The following is a 25023-nucleotide window of genomic DNA, read 5'->3' as shown; positions in this document are numbered from 1 at the left end:
GCGGCCCTTTTTGCATCCGGGCGACGCAGTACAGGCATCCCGGAAAAAAGCCCCTGCTTTTTCAAGCAGGGGCTGTTGCACCACGGCCGGACCCGCCTTGCGGCGGGCCCGAGCGCTGACGCGTTACGCGTAGGCTTCGATCGGCAGGCAGGCGCAGACCAGGTTGCGATCGCCATAGGCGTTGTCCACACGGGCCACCGGCGGCCAGTACTTGGCGTCGCGCAGGGAGGCCACCGGGTAGGCGGCCTGCTGGCGCGGGTAGTCGTGCAGCCATTCTTCGGCCAGCAGCATCTGCGCGGTGTGCGGCGCGTTCTTCAGGACGTTGTCTTCGCGATCGCGTTCGCCGCGCTCGACCTGGGCGATTTCCTCGCGGATCGAGATCATGGCTTCGATGAAGCGGTCCAGTTCGGCCACGCCTTCGGATTCGGTCGGTTCGACCATCAGCGTGCCGGCCACCGGGAAGCTCATGGTGGGGGCATGGAAGCCGTAGTCCATCAGGCGCTTGGCGATGTCTTCGGCGCTGATGCCGCTGGTTTCCTTGAGCGGACGCACGTCCAGGATGCACTCGTGCGCCACGCGGCCGTTACGGCCCGCGTACAGCACCGGGTAGTGGTCGCGCAGGCGGGTGGCGATGTAGTTGGCGTTCAGGATGGCCACTTCGGTGGCGCGGCGCAGGCCGTCGGCGCCCATCAGCGCGATGTACACGAACGGGATCGGCAGGATGCCGGCAGAACCGAACGGCGCGGCCGAAACCGGGCCGACCTTCGCTTCACCGGGCAGCTTGCCCTGTTCGTTGACCACGCCCGGCAGGTACGGCGCCAGGTGCGCGCGCACCGCGACCGGACCCACGCCCGGGCCGCCGCCGCCGTGCGGGATGCAGAAGGTCTTGTGCAGGTTCAGGTGCGACACGTCGGAACCGAACTTGCCCGGTTGCGCCACGCCGACCATGGCGTTCATGTTGGCGCCGTCCAGGTAGACCTGGCCGCCGGCCTGGTGCACCAGGTCGCAGATTTCGGTCACGGCTTCCTCGAACACGCCATGCGTGGACGGGTAGGTGATCATCAGCGCGGCCAGCTTGTCGCCGACCTGTTCGATCTTGGCGCGCAGGTCGGCCAGGTCGACGTTGCCATTGGCATCCGAGGCCACGACCACGACTTCCATGCCGGCCAACTGGGCCGACGCGGGGTTGGTACCGTGTGCCGATGACGGGATGAGGCAGATATTGCGCTGGTGCTGGCCGTTGGCCTGGTGGTAGCCGCGGATGGCCAGCAGGCCGGCGTACTCGCCTTGCGCGCCCGAGTTGGGCTGCAGGCTGATGTTGTCGTAGCCGGTGATTTCGCACAGCGCGGCCGACAGGCGGGTGATCAGCTCGTTGTAGCCCTGGCTTTGCGAGCCGGGCGCGAACGGGTGGACCAGCGCGAATTCGGGCCAGGTGATGGGGATCATCTCGGCGGTGGCGTTCAGCTTCATGGTGCACGAACCCAGCGGGATCATCGTGCGGTCCAGTGCCAGGTCCTTGTCGGCCAGCTTGCGCAGGTAGCGCAGCATGTCGGTTTCGGACTGCACGCTGGAGAACACCGGGTGCTTCAGGATGGCGCTTTCGCGGGCCACGGCGGCGGGGATGCCGCTGGCGGCCACGGCGTCGAGCGCGTCGACGTCGAGTTCGACGTCATCGCGTTCCAGGCCGGCGGCGAACACGTTGACCAGCGCTTGCAGGTCGGCGGCGGTGACGGTCTCGTCCAGCGAGACGGCCAGGCGGGCGCCGTCGACGCGGCGCAGGTTGATGTGCTCGCACTCGGCGGCCGTCAGGATGGCCGGGGTGGCGGCGCCGGTTTCCAGCAGCAGCGTGTCAAAGAAGGTGTCGTTGGCGACCTTGATGCCCAGCTTGCCGAGTTCGGCGCGCAGGATCGCGGTGTAGCGCTGCACGCGATGGGCGATGCGGCGGATGCCGGCCGGGCCGTGCCACACGGCGTACATGCCGGCCATGACGGCCAGCAGCACTTGGGCCGTGCAGATGTTGGACGTGGCCTTCTCGCGGCGGATGTGCTGTTCGCGCGTTTGCAGCGCCAGGCGCATCGCCGGGTTGCCCTGGGCGTCCTTGGACACACCGACCAGGCGGCCGGCCATGTTGCGCTTGAAGGCATCCTTGCAGGCCATGAAGCCGGCGTGCGGGCCGCCAAAGCCGAACGGCACGCCAAAGCGCTGGGCCGAACCGACGGCGATGTCCGCGCCCCACTCACCCGGCGCGGCCAACAGCGCCAGGGCCAAGAGGTCGGTGGCGACGGCCACCACGGCGCCTTGGGCGTGGGCGGCGTCAGCCAGCTTGCGATAGTCGGACACCGAACCGGTGCTGTGCGGGTATTGCAGCAGCACGCCGAAGCATTCCGGCAAGCCCTCGGCTTCGTCGCCGATGGCGATTTCGATGTCCAGGCCTTCGGCGCGCGTGCGCACGACTTCGATGGTCTGGGGGTGCACGTGGCGCGAGATGAAGAACACCGGGCTCTGCGACTTGGCGCCGCGGCGGGCCAGCGTCATGGCTTCGGCGGCGGCGGTGCTTTCGTCCAGCAGCGAGGCGTTGGAGATGTCCAGCCCGGTCAGGTCGGCGACCATGGTCTGGTAGTTCAGCAGGGCCTCGAGGCGGCCCTGCGAGATCTCGGGCTGGTAGGGCGTGTAGGCCGTGTACCAGGCGGGATTCTCGAGAATGTTGCGCAGGACCACATTGGGGGTCTGCGTGCCGTAGTAACCCTGGCCGATGTAGTTGCGAAAGACCTTGTTGCGGCCGGCGATCTGCTTCAGTTCGGCCAGCACGTCGGCTTCGCTGCGCGAGGGCGGCAGCGCCAGCGGGGCCTGGCTGCGGATCTTGGGCGGCACGACTTCTTCGATCAGGGCGTCCAGGCTGGCGCTGCCGATCACGGCGAGCATGGCGGCCTGGTCGGCGTCGGAGGGGCCGATGTGGCGGGGAATGAAGTCGGTGTGGGTGTCTAGGGCGCGCGACATGGAGGGATCTCGGGGTAGCAGGTGTCGTCGGGGGACGAACGGTGATGCATCTTGCGGACGGGCGCGGCGCCTGGCGCCGCCACCCGTCCGGACAGGCTTAGCCGTTGGCGACGGCTTCGTAGCCGGCAGCGTCCAGCAGCTTGTCGGCATCGGCGGCGTTGACCGGCTTGATCTTGAAGATCCAGGCGGTGAAGGCCGATTCGTTGATCAGATTGGGGTTGCTTTCGAGTTCGTCGTTGAACGCGACGATCTCGCCGGCGACCGGGGCGTAGATGTCGGAGGCGGCCTTGACCGACTCGACCACGCCGGCGGTTTCGCCCGCGTTCAGCTTGGCGCCGACCTTGACGTCGCCGACGAAGACCAGGTCGCCCAGTTGGTCCTGGGCGGTATCGGTGATGCCGACGACAAACACGTCGCCTTCGGCTTTGACCCATTCATGGGACTGGGTGTACTTGCGATCGGTGGGCAGACTCATGGGAACTCCTGAGGGATTCGGGTAGAAGAATGGTGTTGCGCGCCTCGCGCCGGCGGCCCGCCCGCCACGGGGGGCCTGCGGCGCGAAGCTTCGAGTTTACGAGTGTTCGACGGCTTTGCCGTTACGGACAAACGGCAGTTTGCAGACCAGGGCGGGCACCCATTTGCCGCGGATGTCGACCTCGACCGTATCGCCCACGGCCACGCCTTGCGGCAGGCGGGCAAAGCCGATCGACACACCCAGCGTGGGCGACATGGTGCCGCTGGTGAGCTCACCCGTGCCTTGCGCGGTGCGCACGGCCATGTGGGCGCGCATGACGCCGCGTTCCTGCAGCTTCAGGCCGACGAAGGCGGCGGGCGTGGCGAATTGTTCCAGCGCATCGCGACCGATGAAGCGGCGTTCGGGGTTTTTCAGGGACACCGTCCAGGTCAGGGCGGCTTCGCCCGGCTGGGTCAGTTCGTCCATGTCCTGGCCATACAGGTTCATGCCGGCTTCCAGGCGCAGCGTGTCGCGCGCGCCCAGGCCCGCCGGGCGCACGCCCTGGGCGACCAGGTCGCGCCACAGCTGCACGGCCTCAGAAGCGGGCAGCACGATTTCAAAACCGTCTTCGCCGGTGTAGCCGGTACGGGCCACCAGGGTGTCGTCGCCGATGCGAGCGGCCACGAACGGGGTCAGCGGTTCGCTGGCGGCCTGCCAGGCGGGGCGCGCGGCCCAGACCTTGGCGCGGGCATTGGGGCCCTGCACGGCGATCATGGCCAGGTCGCGGCGCGGCGTGATGGTGACGTCGAACTTGCCGGCCTGCTTGACGCGCTGCATCCAGGCCATGTCCTTGTCGGCCGTGCCGGCATTGACCACCACGCGCCATTGGTCGGCGGCGAAGAAATAGACGATCAGGTCGTCGATGACGCCGCCCTGCGGGTTCAGCATGCAGGTATAGAGCGCCTTGCCCGGCACCGTCAGCTTGGCCACGTCGTTGGCCACCAGGCGTTGCAGGAAGGCGAAGGCGTCCGGGCCGGTGACGTCGGCGTTGAGCATGTGCGAGACGTCGAACATGCCGGCATCCTGGCGCACCGCGTGGTGTTCTTCCAGTTGCGAGCCGTAGGCCAGGGGCATGTCCCAGCCGCCGAAATCGACCATGCGGGCGCCAGAGGCGATGTGTTCGTCGGCCAGCGGGGTGCGTTTGAGGGTTGCGGACATGCGCGGGTACTCCGGAGCGGCAGCGGTGCCAGGGTTACGGAATGCCGCTGGCGGACGGGCGATGTGCCCCCGCGCAACGGCTGAATCTTCCGCCCCTCTGTCCTTTTGCCTGAGAGTTGCCCCGCATGGCGGGTTTGCACCTTCGGCGCCTGGGCTGCGCGCTATGTCCCTGATTGGGCAGCGGCGCCAGGTCTCTCCAGAGTACTGTTTTGCCCGTCCGCACGGCGAAAACCGGGACAGGGCAAACATGTGCGGTATGGGATACCTGAGCGATTCCGGGCGAATTGCGCCTTCGGCGGCGGCCGCCGCACTTGGCAGCCGCTCTCTCCCGCAACATGCGTGACAGCGGCGAAAGCATACCGCGAAACGCGCGCTTCGCCCAGCGCCGCGCAGCCGGCAAGCCCGGCGTGCAACCCCTTCCCGGCCCCTAGCCCAGCGCCGTGTCCAGCAGCATCATCAGCACGAAACCCAGCATCAGCCCGCAGGTGGCGTAGACCTCGTGCCCCTTGCGGTGCGATTCGGGAATGATCTCGTGGCTGATCACGAACAGCATGGCGCCCGCCGCGAACCCCAGGCCCCAGGGCAACATGGCCGCCGACCAGCCCACGACCGCCGCGCCCAGCACGGCGCCGATCGGCTCGACCAGGCCGGACAGCATGCCCAGCGCGACCGCGAACGACCGCTTGTAGCCGGCCGCGATCAGCGCCACGGCCACCACCAGCCCTTCGGGAATGTCCTGGATGGCGATGCCGGTGGCCAGCGCGGTGCCGCGCACCGGATCGTTGCCCGCGTAGCCCACGCCGATGGCCAGGCCTTCGGGCAGGTTGTGCAAGGTAATGGCGAAGACGAACAGCCAGGTGCGGCGCAGCCGGTGCGCCTCGATGCCCTCGCGGCCCTTGATGAAGTGTTCATGCGGCAGCAGCCGATCCATCAGCAGCAGCGCGGCCGCGCCCAGCAGGATGGCCGCGCCGACGGTCAGCCCGGCGCCCCAGGGGCCGGCGCCCTGGGATTCGGCCGCCGCGATGCCCGGGGCCACCAGCGAGAACGCGCTGGCTGCCAGCATCACGCCCGCGCCGAAGCCGAACATGCTGTCCTGCATTTTCTGGGGAATGGTGCGCGCGAAAAGGATGGGCAGCGTGCCCGCCGCCGTGGCGCCAGCGGCGACCATGCCGCCCAGCAGCGCGTCCGCCACATGCGGCGCGTTCGCGTCGAAGTAGACCCACAGCTGATGCAGGCCCAGGCAGGCGACCAGCACCGCCAGCGTCCAGACGCTGACGCTGGTGGCCGCGGGCCGGATGCGATGACGGCTGAATGTGTTCATGGAACGCTGCCCCCCGCGCAAAGCCGGATCAGCCGATGGCGGCGGCGTAGCGACGCGCCACCTCGGGCCAATTGACGACATTGTAGAAGGCGCCGATGTACTCCGGCCGACGGTTCTGGTACTTCAGGTAGTAGGCGTGTTCCCACACGTCCAGGCCCAGGATGGGGGTGTTGCCCTGCATCAACGGGCTGTCCTGGTTGGCGCTGCTTTCCACCACCAGCTTGCCGGCCGGCGTGACGGACAGCCAGGCCCAACCGCTGCCGAAACGGGTCAGCGCTGCCTTGGTGAAGGCCTCGCGGAACGCGGCCAGGCCGCCCAGTTCCGCATCGATCGCGCGGGCCAGCGCGCCCTCGGGCTCGCCGCCGCCCTGCGGCGACATGACGGACCAGAACAGGCTGTGGTTGGCATGGCCGCCGCCGTGGTTGCGCACCGCGCCGCGGATCGCCTCGGGCAACTGGTCCAGGCGGGCCACCAGCGCTTCGACCGGCTCGTCGGTGGCGATGCCGGCGCCGTCCAGGGCGGCGTTCAGGCTGGTGACGTAGGTCTGGTGGTGCTTGCTGTAGTGGATTTCCATCGTCATGGCGTCGATATGGGGTTCGAGCGCGTCATAGGCGTAGGGCAGGGTCGGCAGGGTGTAGGCCATGAGATGTCTCCGTCAGACCGGCGCCGCGGAATGCGGGGCCAGATTGATTATCGAAAACATAAATGATATGTATTTTTATTTGATATCACAATGGTTGCGTTGCAATGGCTGTCATAGAAGCGGGCTATGCGCCGCCGCCGGCTGCGCAGCGCAGACGCACCAAGGCGCCGCCTGGCGGATGGCCGTCGGGAAATCGTCCGAGAATGAAAGAGAAATGGCGGCCCGCCGACGCGGGCGCCGGCCCTACAGCGCCTTGCCGCAGGCCACGCCCGAGGCCCAGGCCCACTGGAAGTTGTAGCCGCCCAGCCAGCCGGTCACGTCGACGGCTTCGCCGACGAAGTACAGCCCGGGGGTGGTCTTGGCCTGCATGGACTTCTGGTCCAGCCCGCGGGTGTCGACGCCGCCGCGCATGACTTCGGCCTTCTTGTAGCCGGCGGTGCCGCTGGGTACCAGCGTCCACTGGTGGATGTCCTGCGCCAGGGCGCGCAGGGTCTTGTCGGGCGCATCGGCCAGGCGCAACGCCGCCAGGCCGGGCTTGCCGCCCTGCTCGGCCAGGTGCAGCCAGCGATCGGCCAGGCGCTTGGGCCACAGGCCGGCCAGCACCGTGTGCAATTGCTGGCGGTTGCCGGACTTGGAGGCCAGCAGTTCGTCGGCCAGGTCGCGCCCCGGCGCCAGGTCGATGACGATGGGTTCGCCCGGTTTCCAGAAACTGGAGATCTGCAGGATCGCCGGGCCTGACAGCCCGCGGTGCGTGAACAGCAGGTCTTCGAGGAATTCGCCGCGGGTCTTGCCCTGCCCTGTCTGCAGATTGACCTCCAGCGCCACGCCGGACAGTTCCGCCAGGGGCTGCCACTGGGCCGCATCGAAGGTCAGCGGCACCAGTGCGGGGCGCGGCTCGACCACCTTCAGGCCGAACTGGCGCGCCAGCTTCAGGCCGAAGTCGGTGGCGCCCAGCTGCGGGATCGCCATGCCGCCGGTGGCCACCACCAGCTTGGCCGCCCGGATCGGGCCCTGGCTGGTGCGCAGTTCAAAGCCGGCTTCGCCATGGGCCACCTCGGCGACCTGGCAGCCCATGCGCCACTGCACGCTGCCCGCGTCGCATTCGGCGCGCAGCATCTCGATGATGGATTCGCTGGAATCGTCACAGAACAGCTGGCCGCGATGCTTCTCGTGCCAGGCAATATGGTGGCGCTTGAGCAGCGCCAGGAAGTCCTGCGGCGTATAGCCCGACAGGGCCGAGCGACAGAAATGCGGATTGTCGGACAGGAAGTTGGCCGGGCCCGCCCCGATGTTGGTGAAGTTGCAGCGGCCGCCGCCGGAAATGCGGATCTTTTCGGCCAGGCGCTCGGCATGGTCGACCAGCACCACGCGCAAGCCACGCTGGCCGGCGACCGCTGCACACATCATGCCAGCGGCGCCGGCGCCGAGAACGGCAACATCGAACATCGGAACAGTCGGCCCGTATCAGTCTTCGATCAGGCAGTCGACGTAGTAACGCTTCTCGCCGTCCGGACCCACTTCGTCGGCCAGGCCGTGGATGTAGGTTTCGAAGCCCGGGAAGCGTTCGTTGAACTCGCGCGCGAACTGCAGGTACTGGACGATGGTGCGGTTGAAGCGTTCGCCCGGAATCAGCAGCGGAATGCCCGGGGGGTACGGCGTCAGCAGCACGCCCGTGACGCGGCCTTCGAGCTGGTCGATATCGACGCGCTCGACCTCGCGGTGCGCCATGCGGGCAAAGGCGTCGGACGGCTTCAGCGCCGGCACCATGTCGCTCAGGTACATCTCGGTGGTCAGGCGGGCCACGTCACGCTCGCGGTAGGCTTCGTGGATCTGCTGGCACAGATCGCGCAGGCCCATGCGCTCGTAGCGGCGATGCACCTTGCAGAAGTCCGGCAGAATGCGCCACAGCGGCTGGTTGCGGTCGTAGTCGTCCTTGAACTGCTGCAAGGCGGTCAAGAGCGTGTTCCAGCGGCCCTTGGTGATGCCGATGGTGAACAGGATGAAGAACGAGTACAGGCCGGTCTTTTCGACCACCACGCCGTGCTCGGTCAGGTACTTGGACACCAGCGCGGCGGGGATGCCGGTTTCGCCGAAGCTGCCCGACATGTCCAGCCCCGGGGTGATGACCGTGGCCTTGATCGGGTCCAGCATGTTGAAGCCTTCGGCCATTTCACCGAAGCCGTGCCAGTGGTCGTTGGCTTCCAGCACCCACTCGTCGCGGTTGCCGATGCCTTCGGACACCAGGCGGTTCGGGCCCCAGACCTTGAACCACCAGTCGTTCTTGCCGAACTCGGATTCCACCTTGCGCATGGCGCGGCGGAAGTCCAGCGCTTCGCGGATGCTTTCCTCGACCAGCGCGGTGCCGCCCGGGGGTTCCATCATGGCCGCGGCCACGTCGCACGACGCGATGATCGCGTACTGCGGCGAGGTCGACGTGTGCATCAGGTACGCCTCGTTGAAGACGTTGCGGTCCAGTTTGCGGGTCTCGGATTCCTGCACGATGATCTGCGAGGCTTGCGAAATGCCGGCCAGCAGCTTGTGCGTGGAGTGGGTGGCAAACACCATCGCATCCTGGCTGCGCGGGCGGTCCTGGCCGATGGCGTGCATGTCCTTGTAGAACTCGTGGAACGCGGCGTGCGGCAGCCAGGCTTCATCGAAGTGCAGCGTGTCGACATAGCTGCCGAGCTGCTCTTTGATCATTTCCACGTTGTAGATGACGCCGTCGTACGTGCTTTGCGTCAGCGTCAGGATGCGCGGGTTCTTGTTCACCGCTTCGCGCGCGAAGGGGTTGGCCTCGATCTTCTTGCGGATGTTGTCCGGGTGGAATTCTTCCAGCGGGATCGGGCCGATGATGCCCAGGTGGTTGCGCGTGGGGCGCAGGAACACCGGGATCGCGCCCGTCATCGTGATGGCGTGCAGGATCGACTTGTGGCAGTTGCGGTCCACCACGACCACGTCACCCGCGGCCACGTTGGCATGCCACACCACCTTGTTCGAGGTGGACGTGCCGTTGGTCACGAAATAGCAGTGGTCGGCGTGGAAGATGCGCGCGGCGTTCAGTTCCGATTCGGCGACCGGGCCGGTGTGGTCCAGCAGCTGGCCCAGTTCGTCCACGGCGTTGCAGACGTCGGCGCGCAGCATGTTCTCGCCGAAGAACTGGTGGAACATCCGGCCCACCGGGCTCTTCAGGAACGCCACGCCGCCCGAGTGGCCGGGGCAGTGCCAGGAATAGGAACCGTCTTGCGCGTACTTGACCAGCTCGCGAAAGAACGGCGGCGGCAGGCTGTCCACGTAGCTGCGGGCTTCGCGGATGATGTGGCGCGCCACGAATTCGGGCGTGTCCTCGAACATGTGGATGAAGCCGTGCAGTTCGCGCAGGATGTCGTTCGGAATGTGTTCCGAGGTGCGCGTTTCGCCGTACAGGTAGATGGGGATGTCGGCGTTGCGGAAACGCAGTTCGCCGATGAACATGCGCAAGTTCTTGATCGCGCTGGCCACGTCCTCGGGCGAATCCACGTCGAACTCTTCATCGTCGATCGACAGGATGAAGGCGCTGGCGCGGCTTTGCTGCTGGGCGAACGAACTCAAGTCGCCATAACTGGTCACCCCGATCACCTCGACGCCCTCGGCCTCGATCGCTTCAGACAAGGCACGAATACCCAAACCGGACGCGTTCTCGGAACGGTAGTCCTCGTCGATGATGAAAATAGGGAAGCGAAATTTCATGCAGGCGCTCCTGGGGCAAGCGAATCGGACCGTTATGGCGGACGCGAGTGTACTTCTAGTGAAAAACCGTCTGATGACAGGCGGCGCGGAGGCCCCGCCAGGGTGGCGGGAATGGCGGAATTGTAGGGCGGATTTTCCCCAAGCCCTATGGTTTTCCCGAAGATGGCCGCACACGGGCCCCGATGGGGCCCGCGACAGGCCCGTTCCCGGGCCCGCCCAGGGCGGCGGCAGCTAGCGGATGGTGCGCGCTTCGCCGGCCCGCAGCGCGGCGGTGAAGGCGTCGAAGTAAGGCGGGATGGCCTCGGCGTCGCCGTAGCGGATGCGCCGTTCGACCTTGGCGATGGCGCCGAAGCAGACCTCGGCGTCGGGCTCGCCGCAGACCAGCACGACCGGGTCCTCGTCGTCGCAGACCTCGTACAGGCCGCCGTGGGCGCGGCGCGCCACTTCGTACAAGTAGGCGGCGGCGCCGACGGTCTGCATGGGGGTCAGGGGCAAGGTGCCGACGTGCGCGGCTTCGAGCGCCGCGTCGAGCGCGTGGATGCTGGAGGGGGAGTAGTCGAGCGTGGCCCCGGCGGACCCGGCGGCCTGGACGAAGTCTTTCGCGGCATTGGCCACGCGCGCCACGAACTCTTCCTGGACTTCGTCGCGCTTGGCGTCCTGGTTTATCTTGAGGAAACCGAACATCATTGGCTCCTTTGTGAAAACCGCAAGCGGCGTTAGCCCCATTATAGGCAGCCCACCCGCCTATACTGGCCAGTAACCCCCCGAACCGTTCCCTATTCCCAACACTTGTCCGCATGCCTTCCAGCGCCCCACTTGTCCGACGTCTTACCCCCGCAGACGCCCTGTCCCTGCGGCAGTTGCGCCTGGATGCCTTGCAGGAAACCCCGGAAGCATTCGGATCAAGTTACGAAGAGGAACACACGCTGACACTGGACGACATCCGCGGCTGGATCGCCCCCGCGGACGACAGCGCCATGTTCGGCGTGTTCGTGCATGACGCGCTGGCCGGCATGGTGGGCGTGGCGCGCCAGCGCAAGCTGAAGATGCGGCACAAGGCGCATATCTGGAGCATGTACGTGGCCCCCGCCTTGCGCGGCCAGGGCCTGGGCCGGCTGCTGATGCGCGCGGCCATCGACCATGCCGCCGGCATGCGCGGCGTGCGCCAGGTGCAATTGAGCGTCACCGCCAACAATGCCGCCGCCTACAACCTGTATGCCACGCTGGGGTTCGAGGAATACGGCCACGAATGCGAGGCCCTGTGCGTGAATGGCGAGCTCTACGACGAGCTGCTGATGGCGCTGCCGCTGGCCGGCAAGTAGCGCGCTGGCCGTTCAGCCCGAGCGGCGCCTGGCGCCGTAGGCCCAGACCTGGTTGCGGCCGCCGTCCTTGGCCTTGTACAGCGCCTGGTCGGCCGCCTTGATGACGGCGTCCGGCGCGCGCAGCGCATCGCCGCGTTCGGCCACCCCGATGCTGACCGTGACCCGCAGCGGGCGCGAATTGCGGCCGCCACGTGCGCCGCGGCGGCGCTGGCCGACCTGGTCCGCCTTGGGCCGCGCCGGCTTGTCGCGCAGGCGCATCTGGTAGGCCTCGATCGCGCGGCGCACGGTTTCCAGGTGCGGCATGGCCTCGGCCGCGGTCTTGCCCGGAAACACCAGCGTGAATTCCTCGCCGCCGTAGCGGTAGGCATAGCCGCCGCCCGCCACCCGGCGCAGTTGCGAGGCGACCATGCGCAGCACCTGGTCGCCCACGTCGTGGCCGTGGGTGTCGTTGAAGGCCTTGAAGTGGTCCACGTCGGCCATCGCCAGCGTGTAGACGCGGCCCATGCGTTGCAGCCGTTCGTTGAGCGCGCGGCGTCCGGGCAGGCCGGTCAGTTCGTCGCGAAAGGCCATGTGGAAGCCTTCGTGCGCCAGCGAAATCGACAGCGCGGTCAGCGCGGCCGACGCCATCACGGCCAGTTCCAGCGGATGCTGGGCGCCGCGCGGCAACGCCCACGCCATGCAAACAAAGCCCAGCCACTGGCCGGCCTGTTGCGGGCGGCCATAACGCAGCAACAGCAGGGTCAACGTCAGGCCGGTCAGGAGCAGCGCCGCCAAGGCTTGCACGGGCAGGCCCAGCCGGGCCAGCATGCCCTGCACCGCCAGCGCACCGAACCACTCTGCCACGCCGTCCTTGCCCGCCAGCGCGATGACGGCGGCGCCCACGGCCATCAGGCCGATGCGGGCAGCCATGTCCAAGAGCAGGCTGGAACGCTCGGCCCACAAGGCGTTGATGCTGTAGGCCAGCGACCACCACACCAGCGCCGGCCCCAGCGCCCAGGGCGCCTGGCTGGCCAGCGCGGGCCAGACGGCCACCGCCCCCAGCACGCTGAGCATCAGCGCCAAGGTCTGCGACCGCTGGTACATCAGGCAGATGGCCCCGCCCACCAGCGCCATGACCCAGGGCACGAACGGCACGATCTGCGTCAGGGCCGGGGGCCACTGCTGCCATAGCAACAGCCCGCCCGCGGCGAATACCGGCAGCGCAGGATAGAACAACAGGGGCAGCCAGGGGATATGGGGGTAACGCACGGATAGGGCCTTGCTCACGCTTGCAGAGATGACGTCGCCAAATCGGCAAACACATATCCCTTTTTACGGTCGCGGCCCGGGGTTCTTTAGCGCAGCAACGATCTTGGCCGGGCCTGCCGCGCGGGGCCGGCGCCATGCTATGTTTTCGCGACGCGCTTTCCCGGAAAACCCCATGCGTATCCTGGTCAATATCGACGTTCCCGATCTCGAGCAAGCCATCGCCTTCTACCAGGACGCCTTCGGGCTGGTCCTGCACCGACGCCTGGGCCCGCAGGCTGCCGAAATGCTGGGCGCCTCGGCCCCCGTCTACCTGCTGGAGAAGGCCGCCGGCACCCCGGCCGCGGGCAGCGTGCGCCAGCCGCGCGACTACACCCGCCACTGGACGCCGGTGCACCTGGACGTGGTGGTCGACGATGTCGATGGCGCGGTGCAGCGGGCGGTGACGGCGGGCGCGCGGCTGGAAGATGCCGCCGTGTCGCACGCGTGGGGCCGCATTGCGCACCTGAGCGACCCGTTCGGCCACGGCATCTGCATCCTGCAGTTCCTGGGCCGCGGCTACGACGCGCTCGCGCCCGCCGTGCTACGCGACCTGCCGGTCACCGAGGCCGATTTCGAAGCCCTGCTGGCCATCCGCATCGAAGCCATGCGGGAGAGCCTGGAACGCCTGGGCCGCTTCGATCCCGAGCGGGCGCGGGCGCGGCTGCGCAGCGCCTTCCGGCCCGAACATACCTGGATCATCGAGCGGGGTGGCGCACGCGTGGGCTTCTATGCCCTGCGCCCGGACGGCGACGGGCTGCGCCTGGACCACCTGTATGTGGTGCCGGCCGTGCAAGGGTTGGGGGTGGGCGGCCAGGTGCTGGACCGCCTGCTGCGCGATGCCGACAGCCGGGGCCTGCCGGTGCGCGTGGGCGCGCTGCGCGGCAGCGACTCGAATCGCTTCTACCGCCGGCACGGCTTCGTGCAGGTGGAAGAAAGCGAATGGGATATCGATTATCTGCGCCCTGCGCCGGGGCGCGGAGCCTGATGCACCGCCCGCGACCGGGGCCGGCAAGGCCCCGGGTGGCGACGGCGCGCGCCGATCAGGTGCGCGGCAGGGTGACGCCGGTCTGGCCCTGGTACTTGCCGCCGCGGTCGCGGTACGAGGTCTCGCAGACTTCGTCGCTTTCCAGGAACAGCATCTGGGCGCAGCCTTCACCGGCGTAGATCTTGGCCGGCAGCGGCGTGGTGTTGGAGAATTCCAGCGTGACGTGGCCTTCCCATTCGGGTTCCAGCGGGGTCACGTTGACGATGATGCCGCAGCGCGCGTAGGTGCTCTTGCCCAGGCAGATGGTCAGGACGCTGCGCGGAATGCGGAAGTATTCCACCGTGCGGGCCAACGCGAACGAGTTGGGCGGAATGATGCAGACGTCGCCCTTGAAATCCACGAACGAGCCTTCGTCGAAGTTCTTCGGATCGACGATGGTGGAGTTGATGTTGGTGAAGATCTTGAATTCGTCGGCGCAGCGCACGTCGTAGCCGTAGCTGCTGGTGCCGTAGCTGACGATGCGCCCGCCATTGGCCGTGCGGACCTGACCCGCTTCAAAGGGTTCGATCATGCCGGCTTCGGCCTGGCGGCGGATCCAGCGGTCGCTTTTGATGCTCATGGTGGCAGAGTGCTTGGGATTGAATGGGCCTCATTTTATCCCGAGCGCGCCGCCCCGTCCCCCAAAGGGCCGGGGCGACGCCCCGTCAATCGCCAAAGAAGGTGCGGTAGACCAGCGCAATGCCGTTGACCGAGCCGCCCTTCAGGTCCAGCGACAGACCCCGTGCCAGCCGGTAACTGGCCCGCCCGACGGTGTCGCTGCCGGCCAGCGCCTGCTCGACGCTCAGGGTGATGCCGTTGGCGAACGACTTGCTGGCCACCAGGAACTGGGTTGCCAGCTGGCTGTCGCTGTCGCGGTTGACGTCGCCCGCCACCGTACGGTCGGGCAGGATGCTGCCGGAGCTGCCCAGGTTGCCGGTACGCACGCTGACGTCGTCCAGTCCGAACTGCTTGTAGAACGGCTGGCCGCCGCCCAGCAGGGCCGTGCCCACCGACAGCAGCAGCGCGGCGTCGCTGCCGCTTTCGTCCGGACCGCGGCCCAGCAGCAGCCACGACAGCTTTTCGACGTCGCTGACGTCCGGGTAGGACACCAGGTCGATACGCGGACGCTGGGCGGTGCCCACGACCTTCACGCCGGCCTCGACCTGCTCGCCCGTGCGCAGGGCCTCGATATCGAGCAGCGGATTGTCCAGCCGGCCCTGGAAGGTCAGCGTGCCGCGGCGCAGCCGCAGCTTCTGGCCATAGGCCTCGATGCCGCCGCCGCGGGTGCGCAGCGCGCCCACGCCGGTCAGGCGGCCGTCGTTGAGCAGAATCTGGATCGACCCGAGCAAGCCGGCGTCCAGCCCCATGCCGGTGATGTAGAAACGCGGCCCCATGTCGAACTTCAGGTTCATGCTGGTCTGTAGCGGCGTGGAGACGGCGCCGGGGTCGTCGCCCGCGCGCCGCACCTTGACGTCGTCATCCAGCGACGGCACGCCCTGCAGAATTTCCAGGCTGAACCAGCCGGCGTCCGCCTTCAGGTCGCCGACGATGTCGATGCGCGGCATCTGCGCGGTCAGGTCCACCGTGCCGGACACCATGGCGTAGCGGTCGGACCGCTGTAGCGCCGGGAAGCGGTACAGGGTCAGGCGCACGTTGCCGCCGCCGTCGATCAGGTTCCATTGGCCCCGGGCTTCGGCATAGCCATCCTTGGCCTCGGGGTTGGTGGTGATCCATTCCTTGGTGCGCCATTCGGCCGGCATGACCCGCAGCGACGCCGGAAAGCGCAGGCTGTCCAGCACCAGCTTGTCGCCGTCCAGGCGCGCCGATAGCTTGCCTTCGATCAGGCGCACGCCGTCGTCGATCCGCACCACGCGCAGCTTGTCGCCGCGGATCGCGCCCGTGGCGCTCCATTTGCCGGCCAGCGTGCCCTGGGCCTCGAGGTTGGCCTTGACCTGGCCGCCGATTTCCATCGAGTCGCCGATGAAAAGGCCCACCCAGGCCAGGTCGGCGATGTCGGCATCCAGCTTGGCGCGGATGGGCTGGCGCGGGTCCAGCGCCATGCCGCCCTGGGCGTTGACCAGCAGCACCGCGGTGCCGTTGCCGGAAATTTTGCCCATCTTGTCGGTGGCCAGGTCCAGCTTGGCGTCCAGGCGGCTGGCGTTGGCCGAGGTGGGCGTGGCGGTCAGGTCCAGCACCAGCGCCTTCACGCCCAGCGGAATGGGCGGATCGCCGGGGATCAGCAGGTCGCCATCGCGCCGCGCGATGCGGGCGCGGCCGGCCAGCCGTCCGTCGAACTTCAGGTCCCACAGCACGTCCAGCGCGATGCGGCGCTGGCCCTCGGCCACCATCGCGTTGACGCGCTTGGGGCCCTTGTTCAACTTGGCCGCCGCCTCGGGATCGACCGCGGCGATGACCTGGCGCGCCATGGCGGCCGTGATGATGAGATTGTCGGACTGCCCGGCGGTTTCCCAGCGCTTGGCGTCGCCGCGCGAGCCCTTGTGGGCGATGACCAGTTTTTCCTTGCCGGGCAGCGTCAGCGCCAGCGCCGTCTGGCCCACCTGCCACTGCCATTGCGGCGCCACCGCCGACGGCAGGTACGACAGCGTCACGGGGCGCTCGGTGGCGACCGTGAATCCGGCGGTGTCGGCCGACAGGCGCGAGAACGTGCCGCGCCAGCCGGTCAGAGCGGCGTCGGCATCCCCCGTGGGTCCCTTGCCCCAGCCCCCCGCAAACGTGATGGCCGCCTGGGCCCGCGCCTGCCCCAGCACCCCGGGCCGCGGCTTGGGCGGGTTGTAGCCCGCGGTGAATTCGCCCTTGTGCGCGGCCGGCGTGCCGGTCAGCTTGCCCTTCAGGTCAGCCCCGCCCGGCAGGCCAGGCCAGAAGGCGTCCAGCTGCGGCGCCTGGGCGTCCAGCGTCAACGCGCCGTCGGCGGCGCCGACTTCGCCCTGCGCCCGGATGCGGTTGGCGCCGAGCTTGAGGTCGATGTCCAGGCCATGGATGCGCAGGCCGGCGAGCAGGTCGTCGACGGGCGTGGCGGGGTTGGCTGCGTCCGTGGCTGGCGCAGCCGGATTGGCGGCGGGTTGCGCGGCGGCGTTAGCTACCGCCGTGGAGTTTGCGGCAGACTGACCCGGCGGCGCGGCGATGTCCACCTGCGCCTTCACCGTGCCGGTCAACGGTTGCTTGTTCCAGCGCGCGCCGTCTTCGAAGCGCAGGTCGATGGCGGCCTGGCGCAGCTGGCTCAGGTTTTCAAGTTCGGCGCTCAGTTGCGCGTTGGCGCTGACCACGGCCGGCGGAATCGCGTCGCCCAGCCAGTGCGACAGGTCCAGGCCCCGCGCGCCCAGCGTGCCGGCAATGCGGTCACGGCCGGGGCGGTCGGGCACCGCTTGCAGGTCCAGGCGCGCCGACAGGGACGACTTGTCCGGCAGTTGCGCGTCGGCCCGAGCGCTGCGCAGCACCAGGGGCGTGCGCGGCGCCAGGTCGGCCACTACATCCAGCGCCAGGCCGGCGCCGGTGCCATCGAGCTTGGCCTGGATGCTGTCGAGCGATCCTGCAGCATCGGCGCGCAGCACTACCTGGCAGGCCGGCGCAGGCGGGCCGGCCAATTCGGCGGTGGCCTTGCCTTCGTTTTTATCCTTGCCCGCGTCGTCAGCCTGGGCCTTGGCCGCAGCGGCCTGAGGCTTGGCGGCGCCTTGCGCCTTGGGCGCGTCCGCCGAAGCCTTGGCCGCGGGCGCTTTGCCGACCGGCATGAACTTGCCGCTCAGTTGATCGGCCTGGCACAACGGGGAATCGGGGCCTGCGCCTCGCGCCGTCACGTCCAGGCGCGCGGCGAAGGGCCACGGGTCCGCCAGCCCCAGCAATTCGGCCTGGCCGCTGACCTGGGCCTGGCCGACCTCGTGGCCGACCCGCAGGTTGGCAATGCGCAGTTGCGCGCCGTTGGGGCCGGCCGCGAAGGTGGCGGTCAGGTCGCCCAGCGTCACCGGCAGCGGCTGGCCGTCTTGCAGCAGCTGGAATTCGCCCAGCGCCAGGCGATCCACCGCAATGGTCACCGGCAACGATGGCAGGGTGAAGGGTTCATCGGACGACGGTTCGGCGGGCGCGTCGGCGCTGGACGTCAGCGCCACCTCGACCGTGCGCGCCGAGATCTCGCGCACGTGCAGCAGCCGGTCGCCCAGCGCGCGCCAATGCACATCCAGGCGCAGGTCGCTGATGCCGATGCGGGTGCCGCCGAACGCCAGGTCCAGCCGGCCGACGTCCAGGCCGCGCAGGATCGAGCCGCGCACCTCCAGCGCCTGGCCATCCAGCTGCTGCGCCGCGGTGGTGAGCAGCAGGCGCGAACCGGTCTGCGAGGCCAGCAGCCAGAACACGAAACTGCACGCCAGCACGGCCAGCATCGCCAGGCCCGGCAGCCACCAGACCAGCACATGGCGCAGGAATCTGCGCAGCGCCGTCAAAACGCGATCCCCAGCGAGAAGTGCAGGCGCAGGTCGCGCTCGCGCTGGCCGTAGGCCACGTCCAGGAACAGCGGGCCGGCCGGCGTGCGCACCCGGGCGCCCACGCCATAGCCCACCGACATCGACATGTCGCTGAAGGATTGGGCCGCGTCGCCGGCATCGACGAACACGCCCATGCCCCAACGTTCATTGAAGTAGTGGTCGTATTCGATGCTGCCGACCACCAGCGACGGCGCGCCCACCGTGGCGTTGTCGCGCTTCAAGCCAATGCTCTGGTACTTGTAGCCTCGGATGGAGCGCGCACCGCCCGTGCGAAAGCCGAAGTCGTCCGGCACCTGCACGTTGCCGTTGGCCCAGACGCGGCCGACTTCGCCGCGCACGGTCAGCACGTCCAGCTTGCCGATAGGCCACCATTTCTGGGCACGGAAGCGGGCGCGGGTATAGGGTTCACCGGTATCCAGCGTGACGCCCACGCCGCCGCCCAGCGCGATCAGGTTGCCTTCGCGCGGGTCGTATTTGTTGTCGACGTCGCGCCGCAGCCACTCGCCGGTGGCGGTCAGGGTGGGCAAGGTGTATTCGTCGCCGCCGTCGATCTTGACGTGGTCTTGCGCCAGCAAGAGGCCCCAGCGCGTTTCGTAGGTGACGCGGCTGTCGCCGGCGCCCTTGCGTTCCTGGCTGCGGGTGGCGCCCAGGGCGTAGCGGGTCACGTCCAGCCCCTGGATGTCGGAATGCTGCGCCAGCACGCCGATGGAATCCTTGTAGCCGCGCTCGGTCGGCGGCAGATAGATGTCGGTGTAGACGCGTTGCTGCAGCCGGTCGACGCTGAAGCCCGATTCCATCGTCACGGGCTGGCCGAACACCACGTTCTGACGGTACAGCGATTCCAGCCGCACGCCGGCCTCGTCGTCCACCCCCAGCGACACCGAAAAGCGCTTGGGCGGCGCCTCGACCACCCGCACCTGCACGGGCAGGGTCACTTCGCCGTCGGAATCATAGGTGGCGGGCGGCGGCGGCATCGCGCCGGACACCACCGGATCGCCGGCCGGCGCGGATTCGGCCGCATTGGCCGCGCCCGGCGCACGGGCCCGGTCCGACGCGGGTTCGGCGGGCTTCTGGGCGCCACCGGGCTGACGCAAGGCCACGAAGGCGCCGCGGAAAAACGCAGTGGATTGCAGGTCCTGCTGCCATTCATCCAGCCGGTTCTGGTCGTAGGGCGACCCCGGCGAATACCGCACGTAGCGCGTGATGAGCTTGTCCGGCACGCGCTCGAGCCCTTCGGTGCTGAGTTCGCCCATGCGCACCTGCGGGCCGCTGTCGATGGTGACGCGCAGGGCGGCCAACGCGGCATCGGCCTGCACTTCGGCTTCGGATGCGGTCATGCGCGCCAGCATGAAGTCGCGCACCGAGACCTCGTCCAGCAACGCGGACTTGGCCTTGTTCCAGTCGCTGTTGATGAACGGCTGGCCGACCTTGAGCAGCCAGTCGTCGCGCAGCTTCTGCACGCGGGCGGCGTATTCCGGGCGGGTGATGCGGCCGGTGAAGGTCAGGTCGACCGACGACACCATGGTGCGCTTGCCGGGAACGATGCCGATGTCCCAGGTTTCGCCGCCGATGTCGGTGCCGGCTTCGAGCGTGACGGTGGGGCTGAAGTAGCCCTGCGTGGCCAGCGCGGCCAGCGTGGCGTCGCGCGCCCGACGCCGCAGGCGGTTGATTTCACCGCCGTCCTGGTCTTCGGCCAGGCGCGCGATGGCATCCACGGCCTCGGTGATCGACTGCAACGCGGCCGGCGGCACGCCGCCGGGGTCCACGATGATCTCGGGACGCTTGGCCGCGGCCTCGCCCCCCACCATGCAAAGTCCAGCCAGAAAGGCCCGGGCCGCCCACCGCATGCGTCAGGTCGGCTGCTGCACGACGATGGACGGGAATTTCCCGGCCATGTCGCGGGGAAGCGCCGCGACGCCCGCCGCGAGTTTCCGGGCGATGCCGCGGTACAGGGCCGCGGCTTCGCTGGCGGGGTCGGCCACCACCGTGGGCGTGCCCGCGTCGGTCTGCTCGCGGATCGCCAGCGTCAGCGGCAGGCTGCCCAGCCAGGGGGTGTCGTACTGTTCGGCCATGCGGCGTCCGCCGCCTTCGCCGAAGATGTGTTCGGCGTGGCCGCACTGCGAGCAGATGTGGATCGCCATGTTCTCGACCACGCCCAGGATCGGCACGTCGACCTTCTGGAACATGCGCAGGCCCTTGCGCGCATCGAGCAGCGCCACGTCTTGCGGCGTGGTGACGATGACCGCGCCCACCACCGGCACCTTCTGCGCCAGCGTCAACGCCACGTCGCCCGTGCCCGGGGGCATGTCGACGATGAGATAGTCCAGGTCGCGCCAGTTGGTCTGGCGCAGCAGCTGTTCAAGCGCCTGCGTGACCATCGGACCGCGCCAGATGGCGGGCGAGTCGGCATCGATCAGGAAACCGATGGAGTTCGCCTGCAGGCCGTGGCCGGTCAGGGGTTCCATGCTTTTGTTGTCCAGGCTTTCGGGGCGGCCCGAAATGCCCAGCATGGTCGGCACGCTGGGGCCGTAGATGTCGGCATCGAGCAGGCCCACCTTGGCGCCCTCGGCCGCCAGGGCCAGGGCCAGGTTCACGGCCGTGGTGCTCTTGCCCACGCCGCCCTTGCCGGAGGCCACTGCAATAATGTTGCGCACATTGGGCAGCGGCTTCAGGCCCTTCTGCACGGCATGCGCGGCCACCTTCCAGGTGACGGTCACCTGGGCGCCGGGCGCGCCGGCCGCGGCCAGCGCGGCCACGGCAACGTCGCGCACCTGGTCGCGCACGGCGTCGGCGGGATAGCCCAGTTCGAGCGTCAGGGCGACACGGTCGCCCGCCAGTTGAATGTCACGATCTTTTACAGATACCCCCAGGTCCAGGCCGGTGTTGGGGTCTTGCGCGGCGCGCAGCGCAGCGCGGATGTGTTCTATCGTTATACTCATATCACTGTGGTTCCGTAGGCAGCGCGGCTTCTGCGGGCCGCCATCCCCTAAAGGATAGCGGAATACGCGGGAACCTTTCGCTGCGTTTTGCATCCGACCTTCATGACCAATACTCTCATCCGCTTCTTCCGTGCCGTCTTATTCGCCGCCCTGGCCTTGATCGGCATGGCGATGGCGCTGGTCTTCATGTTGTCCACGGCCATCGCCGTGGCGATCCTGTACGTCGTCGCCAAGGTGCGCGGCAAGCCTTTCGGCGTTCGCGCCTATTGGAGCCAGCGCCAGGGCGCCCGCCAGGGTCCCTTCCAGTCCGCCAGCGCCCCGTTCGCCACGCAACCCCGCGGCGACGTGATCGACGTCGAGGCTCGCGAGATCCGCTAAGCGCGGTTTCGCAGGCGCCCAGCCGGCGCGCCTTGCGCGCACCGGCCGCCGCGCCGCATCCGCCTGCCCGGCCTCGGTCCGGCCCCCTGACCGGCACCCGGCCCGTTTCTCGCTGCCTTCCCCCAACCCGCCTGGCGCCTGTCCGCGACCATGCGGGTTGTGTCGTTTCAAGCACGCGCCCCGGCACGTCGCCGCCGTTGCCCTAAAATGGCCGGCCAACCCCTCTTTCCCCTCAACCTCTATCGACAACCATGTCTCGCACCCTTTTTGTCACCACTGCGCTGCCCTACGCCAACGGATCTTTCCACATCGGCCACATCATGGAGTACATCCAGGCCGATATCTGGGTTCGTTCGATGCGAATGGCGGGCCACACGGTGCACTTCGTGGGTGCGGACGACGCGCACGGCGCGCCGATCATGTTGAAGGCCGAAAAAGAAGGCATCACGCCGCAGGCGCTGGTCGCCCGCTACGCGGCCGAGCGGCCGCAGTACCTGAATGGCTTTCACATCCGCTTCGACCACTGGCACAGCACCGATTCGCCCGAAAACGTGGCGCTGTCGCATGACATCTATCGCAAGCTCAAGGCCCAGGACCTGATCGAGACCCGCTCCATCGAGCAGTTCTACGACCCGGTCAAGGGCATGTTCCTGGCCGACCGCTACATCAAGGGCGAATGCCCCAAATGCCACGCCAAGGACCAATACGGCGATTCCTGCGAGGTCTGCGGCGCGGTCTACGCGCCCACCGACCTGATCAACCCGTACTCGGCCCTGACCGGCGCCACGCCGGTGCTGAAGTCGTCCGACCATTTCTTCTTCAAGCTGTCGGACCCGCGCTGCGTGGAATTCCTGCAGAAATGGACCAACGGCAGCAACGTCAACGGCGGCAAGCACCTGCAGCCTGAAATGCTGGCCAAGACCCGCGAATGGCTGGGCGCCGAAGACGGCGAGGCCAAGCTGGGCGACTGGGACATCTCGCGCGATGCGCCGTACTTCGGCATCGAGATCCCCGACGCGCCGGGCAAGTACTTCTACGTCTGGCTGGACGCGCCGGTGGGCTACCTGGCTTCGCTGAAGTCGTACTGCGACCTCAAGGGCCTGGACTTCGACGCGCTGCTGGACCCGGCCGGCACCACCGAACAAGTGCACTTCATCGGGAAAGACATCGTCTACTTCCACGCCCTGTTCTGGCCTGCGATGCTGAAGTTCGCCGGCCGCAAGACGCCGGACGCGGTCAATGTGCACGGCTTCATCACCGTCAGCGGCGAGAAGATGTCCAAGAGCCGCGGCACCGGCATCTCGCCGCTGCGTTACCTGGAAATCGGCATGAACGCCGAATGGATGCGCTACTACATCGCCGCCAAGCTGAACGCCCGGGTCGAAGACATGGACTTCAACCCCGAAGACTTCATCGCCCGCGTCAACAGCGACCTGGTCGGCAAGTACGTCAACATCGCCAGCCGCGCGGCCAGCTTCATCACCAAGCACTTCGACGGCGCCCTGGCCTATTCGGGCGACACCGCCGCGCTGTCGGCCGAATACGCCGAACAGGCCGAGTCGATCCGCGCCGCCTTCGAGGCCCGCGAGTACAACCGCGCCATCCGCGAAATCATGGCCTACGCCGACCGCATCAACCAGGCGTTCGACACGGCCCAGCCGTGGGTACTGGCCAAGGGCATCGCCACCGCCGACGACGCGCAGAAGGCCGCCCTGCAGGACATCTGCTCGCGTTCGCTGGCCGGCTTCAAGGCCCTGTCGGTGATGCTGGCCCCGGTGCTGCCGGCCCTGGCCGAGCGCGTGGCGCGCGAACTGTTCGCCGCCGACGCCAACTTCACCTGGGCTGACGCCGCGGTGCTGCCGCAGCGCGTGGCGCCGTTCAAGCACCTGATGCAGCGCGTCGAACCGCAGATGCTCGAAGACCTGTTCGAACCGCCCGCCGCCCCCGTGGTGGTGCCCGGCGGCGAGCCGCTGGCCGAGACCATCTCGATCGACGACTTCGCCCGCGTCGACCTGCGCATCGCGCAGATCGTCAATTGCGAGCACGTCGAAGGCTCGACCAAGCTGCTGCGCCTGACGCTGGACGTGGGCGAAGGCCGACACCGCAACGTGTTCTCGGGCATCAAGTCGGCCTACAAGCCCGAAGACCTGATCGGCAAGCTGACCGTCATGGTGGCCAACCTGGCCCCGCGCAAGATGAAGTTCGGCGTATCCGAAGGCATGGTGCTGGCCGCCAGCCACGCCGATGAAGCCGTGGACGCCGGCATCTACGTGCTGGAGCCCTTCCCCGGCGCCAAGCCCGGCATGCGCGTGCGCTAAGCCGGTTTTCGGCGCCCGCACCAACGACAAGCCCGCCATCCGGCGGGCTTGTTGTATTTGGGGCGGCCCGCGCAGGGCGGCCCGCGTAGGGCGGTCAGCGTGGCAACTGCGGCCCCAGGGTCAGTCCTTGCTGGGCGCCAGCGCCGGGTCCAGCGAGATGCGCTCGTCGAACACGAAGCACTTGCCGTCAAAGCCCGGGCCGCCGGTTTCCTCGAAGTACTTGAGAATGCCGCCGTCGAGCTGGTAGACGTTCGGAATGCCGGCCTCGTTCATGTAGATGGCGGCCTTCTCGCAGCGGATGCCGCCCGTGCAGAAACTGACCACGGTCTTGCCGTCGAGTTCGGCGCGATGCGCCTGTACGGCGGCGGGAAACTGGGTGAAGCGGTCGATGCGCCAGTCGATGGCGTTCTTGAAGGTGCCTTCGTCGACCTCGAACGCGTTGCGAGTGTCCAGCATGACGACGGGGCGACCGTCGTCGTCGACGCCCTGCTCAAGCCAGCGGGCCAGCGTGCGCGCATCCACGCCCGGGGCACGGCCGGCCTCGGGCCGGATCGTGGGGTGGTCCATGCGGATGATCTCGCGCTTGATCTTGACCAGCAGCTTGCGAAACGGCACCTGCGCGCTTTGGCTGAACTTGACTTCCAGGTCGGCAAAACGCGCGTCGGCCCGCAAGGCCTGCAGAAACGCGTCGATACCGTCGGCCGATCCGGCCAGGAACAGATTGATGCCCTCTTCGGCCAGCAGCACGGTGCCCTTCAGAGCGGCCTCGCCCGCCTGCGCCAGCAGCCGGGCGCGCAGCTCGGGCAGGGCGTCCAGCGAGACGAATTTGTAAGCGGCGATATTGACGACGGAAGACATGGCAAAGCGGGGCGTAGGACGGCGAAGGCCGTAATAGTAATCGCT

18 protein-coding genes and 2 riboswitches are annotated in these 25023 nt (G+C 68.1%); of the genes, 4 read left to right on the top strand and 14 right to left on the bottom strand.

Translation table 11 applies throughout. The annotated features are described in order from the left end of the window. Positions 1–123 precede the first annotated feature (123 nt). The 8 genes from gcvP to U858_RS0122355 form a co-directional block, all read right to left on the bottom strand. Positions 124–2997 (bottom strand): aminomethyl-transferring glycine dehydrogenase, encoded by a 2874-nt coding sequence (gene gcvP / locus U858_RS0122390; RefSeq protein WP_025139391.1) that lies wholly within the window; start codon positions 2995–2997, stop codon positions 124–126. Between the two features lie 97 nt (positions 2998–3094). Continuing rightward, positions 3095–3472 carry a glycine cleavage system protein GcvH gene (gcvH, locus tag U858_RS0122385; protein ID WP_025139390.1) on the bottom strand — a complete coding sequence of 126 codons (378 nt, stop codon included), beginning with the start codon at positions 3470–3472 and terminating at the stop codon, positions 3095–3097. Positions 3473–3568: 96 nt separating this feature from the next. Continuing rightward, positions 3569–4669, bottom strand: coding sequence for a glycine cleavage system aminomethyltransferase GcvT (gene gcvT, locus U858_RS0122380; protein ID WP_025139389.1), 1101 nt, complete (start codon positions 4667–4669; stop codon positions 3569–3571). A gap of 87 nt (positions 4670–4756) precedes the next feature. Beyond that, positions 4757–4879, bottom strand: a riboswitch (glycine riboswitch). A gap of 32 nt (positions 4880–4911) precedes the next feature. Next, a riboswitch (glycine riboswitch) is annotated at positions 4912–5010 on the bottom strand. Positions 5011–5096: 86 nt separating this feature from the next. Further along, the gene (locus U858_RS0122375) at positions 5097–5990 is read right to left on the bottom strand and encodes a ZIP family metal transporter (RefSeq protein WP_025139388.1); all 894 of its coding nucleotides are present in this window, start codon (positions 5988–5990) and stop codon (positions 5097–5099) included. A 28-nt stretch (positions 5991–6018) separates the two neighbouring features. Further along, positions 6019–6633, bottom strand: coding sequence for a superoxide dismutase (locus U858_RS0122370; protein ID WP_025139387.1), 615 nt, complete (start codon positions 6631–6633; stop codon positions 6019–6021). A 243-nt stretch (positions 6634–6876) separates the two neighbouring features. Continuing rightward, positions 6877–8079, bottom strand: a complete 1203-nt coding sequence (locus U858_RS0122365; RefSeq protein WP_025139386.1) for an NAD(P)/FAD-dependent oxidoreductase — start codon at positions 8077–8079, stop codon at positions 6877–6879. An 18-nt stretch (positions 8080–8097) separates the two neighbouring features. Then, positions 8098–10359, bottom strand: a complete 2262-nt coding sequence (locus U858_RS0122360) for an arginine/lysine/ornithine decarboxylase (RefSeq protein ID WP_025139385.1) — start codon at positions 10357–10359, stop codon at positions 8098–8100. A 231-nt stretch (positions 10360–10590) separates the two neighbouring features. After that, on the bottom strand, positions 10591–11043 hold the full coding sequence (locus U858_RS0122355; RefSeq protein WP_029954218.1) for a hypothetical protein: 453 nt from the start codon (positions 11041–11043) through the stop codon (positions 10591–10593). 113 nt (positions 11044–11156) lie between these two features. Between U858_RS0122355 and U858_RS0122350 the strand changes: the two genes are divergently transcribed. Continuing rightward, on the top strand, positions 11157–11681 hold the full coding sequence (locus U858_RS0122350; RefSeq protein ID WP_029954216.1) for a GNAT family N-acetyltransferase: 525 nt from the start codon (positions 11157–11159) through the stop codon (positions 11679–11681). Between the two features lie 12 nt (positions 11682–11693). On the opposite strand, the gene U858_RS0122345 is transcribed toward U858_RS0122350, so the two are convergent. Then, on the bottom strand, positions 11694–12929 hold the full coding sequence (locus U858_RS0122345; RefSeq protein WP_029954214.1) for a diguanylate cyclase: 1236 nt from the start codon (positions 12927–12929) through the stop codon (positions 11694–11696). 172 nt (positions 12930–13101) lie between these two features. Here U858_RS0122345 and U858_RS0122340 point away from each other — a divergent pair, with 172 nt between their 5' ends. After that, positions 13102–13953: a GNAT family N-acetyltransferase gene (locus U858_RS0122340; protein WP_029954213.1), complete on the top strand. Its 852-nt coding sequence runs from the start codon at positions 13102–13104 to the stop codon at positions 13951–13953. Positions 13954–14008: 55 nt separating this feature from the next. Here the strand turns inward: U858_RS0122340 and dcd are convergent, their stop codons facing one another. The 4 genes from dcd to apbC all read right to left on the bottom strand — a co-directional run bounded on the left by dcd (position 14009) and on the right by apbC (position 21424). Beyond that, positions 14009–14572, bottom strand: a complete 564-nt coding sequence (gene dcd, locus U858_RS0122335; protein ID WP_025139383.1) for a dCTP deaminase — start codon at positions 14570–14572, stop codon at positions 14009–14011. An 85-nt stretch (positions 14573–14657) separates the two neighbouring features. Then, complete coding sequence (locus U858_RS0122330) at positions 14658–18383, bottom strand: translocation/assembly module TamB domain-containing protein (RefSeq protein ID WP_198529753.1); 3726 nt, start codon at positions 18381–18383, stop codon at positions 14658–14660. Between the two features lie 56 nt (positions 18384–18439). Next, positions 18440–20332, bottom strand: coding sequence for an autotransporter assembly complex family protein (locus U858_RS0122325; protein WP_025139381.1), 1893 nt, complete (start codon positions 20330–20332; stop codon positions 18440–18442). A gap of 3 nt (positions 20333–20335) precedes the next feature. Next, positions 20336–21424 (bottom strand): iron-sulfur cluster carrier protein ApbC, encoded by a 1089-nt coding sequence (gene apbC / locus U858_RS0122320; RefSeq protein WP_025139380.1) that lies wholly within the window; start codon positions 21422–21424, stop codon positions 20336–20338. Positions 21425–21526: 102 nt separating this feature from the next. Here apbC and U858_RS0122315 point away from each other — a divergent pair, with 102 nt between their 5' ends. Beyond that, on the top strand, positions 21527–21802 hold the full coding sequence (locus U858_RS0122315; RefSeq protein WP_025139379.1) for a hypothetical protein: 276 nt from the start codon (positions 21527–21529) through the stop codon (positions 21800–21802). A gap of 251 nt (positions 21803–22053) precedes the next feature. After that, entirely contained in the window at positions 22054–24120 is a 2067-nt protein-coding gene (gene metG, locus U858_RS0122310; protein ID WP_025139378.1) for a methionine--tRNA ligase, read from the top strand. Positions 24121–24240: 120 nt separating this feature from the next. Here metG and U858_RS0122305 read toward each other — a convergent pair whose 3' ends face one another. Next, positions 24241–24978 (bottom strand): sulfurtransferase, encoded by a 738-nt coding sequence (locus tag U858_RS0122305; protein WP_025139377.1) that lies wholly within the window; start codon positions 24976–24978, stop codon positions 24241–24243. Between the last annotated feature and the right edge of the window lie 45 nt (positions 24979–25023).

The sequence above is a fragment of the Achromobacter sp. DH1f genome, from assembly GCF_000633435.1.
GTDB lineage: Bacteria > Pseudomonadota > Gammaproteobacteria > Burkholderiales > Burkholderiaceae_B > Achromobacter > Achromobacter deleyi.
Note: the sequence above shows the minus strand (reverse complement) of the source record. Positions and strands in the feature narration are given on the sequence as shown.

What these genes read in the sequence shown, in the direction of transcription:
- U858_RS0122340 (WP_029954213.1), top strand. Translation starts at nt 13,102, where the DNA reads ATGCGTATCCTGGTCAATATCGACGTTCCCGATCTCGAGCAAGCCATC.
- apbC (WP_025139380.1), bottom strand. Translation starts at nt 21,424, where the DNA reads ATGAGTATAACGATAGAACACATCCGCGCTGCGCTGCGCGCCGCGCAA.
- U858_RS0122360 (WP_025139385.1), bottom strand. Translation starts at nt 10,359, where the DNA reads ATGAAATTTCGCTTCCCTATTTTCATCATCGACGAGGACTACCGTTCC.
- U858_RS0122325 (WP_025139381.1), bottom strand. Translation starts at nt 20,332, where the DNA reads ATGCGGTGGGCGGCCCGGGCCTTTCTGGCTGGACTTTGCATGGTGGGG.
- U858_RS0122370 (WP_025139387.1), bottom strand. Translation starts at nt 6,633, where the DNA reads ATGGCCTACACCCTGCCGACCCTGCCCTACGCCTATGACGCGCTCGAA.
- U858_RS0122375 (WP_025139388.1), bottom strand. Translation starts at nt 5,990, where the DNA reads ATGAACACATTCAGCCGTCATCGCATCCGGCCCGCGGCCACCAGCGTC.
- gcvH (WP_025139390.1), bottom strand. Translation starts at nt 3,472, where the DNA reads ATGAGTCTGCCCACCGATCGCAAGTACACCCAGTCCCATGAATGGGTC.
- U858_RS0122330 (WP_198529753.1), bottom strand. Translation starts at nt 18,383, where the DNA reads ATGCTGGCCGTGCTGGCGTGCAGTTTCGTGTTCTGGCTGCTGGCCTCG.
- dcd (WP_025139383.1), bottom strand. Translation starts at nt 14,572, where the DNA reads ATGAGCATCAAAAGCGACCGCTGGATCCGCCGCCAGGCCGAAGCCGGC.
- U858_RS0122355 (WP_029954218.1), bottom strand. Translation starts at nt 11,043, where the DNA reads ATGTTCGGTTTCCTCAAGATAAACCAGGACGCCAAGCGCGACGAAGTC.
- U858_RS0122365 (WP_025139386.1), bottom strand. Translation starts at nt 8,079, where the DNA reads ATGTTCGATGTTGCCGTTCTCGGCGCCGGCGCCGCTGGCATGATGTGT.
- U858_RS0122315 (WP_025139379.1), top strand. Translation starts at nt 21,527, where the DNA reads ATGACCAATACTCTCATCCGCTTCTTCCGTGCCGTCTTATTCGCCGCC.
- gcvP (WP_025139391.1), bottom strand. Translation starts at nt 2,997, where the DNA reads ATGTCGCGCGCCCTAGACACCCACACCGACTTCATTCCCCGCCACATC.
- U858_RS0122350 (WP_029954216.1), top strand. Translation starts at nt 11,157, where the DNA reads ATGCCTTCCAGCGCCCCACTTGTCCGACGTCTTACCCCCGCAGACGCC.
- gcvT (WP_025139389.1), bottom strand. Translation starts at nt 4,669, where the DNA reads ATGTCCGCAACCCTCAAACGCACCCCGCTGGCCGACGAACACATCGCC.
- U858_RS0122305 (WP_025139377.1), bottom strand. Translation starts at nt 24,978, where the DNA reads ATGTCTTCCGTCGTCAATATCGCCGCTTACAAATTCGTCTCGCTGGAC.
- metG (WP_025139378.1), top strand. Translation starts at nt 22,054, where the DNA reads ATGTCTCGCACCCTTTTTGTCACCACTGCGCTGCCCTACGCCAACGGA.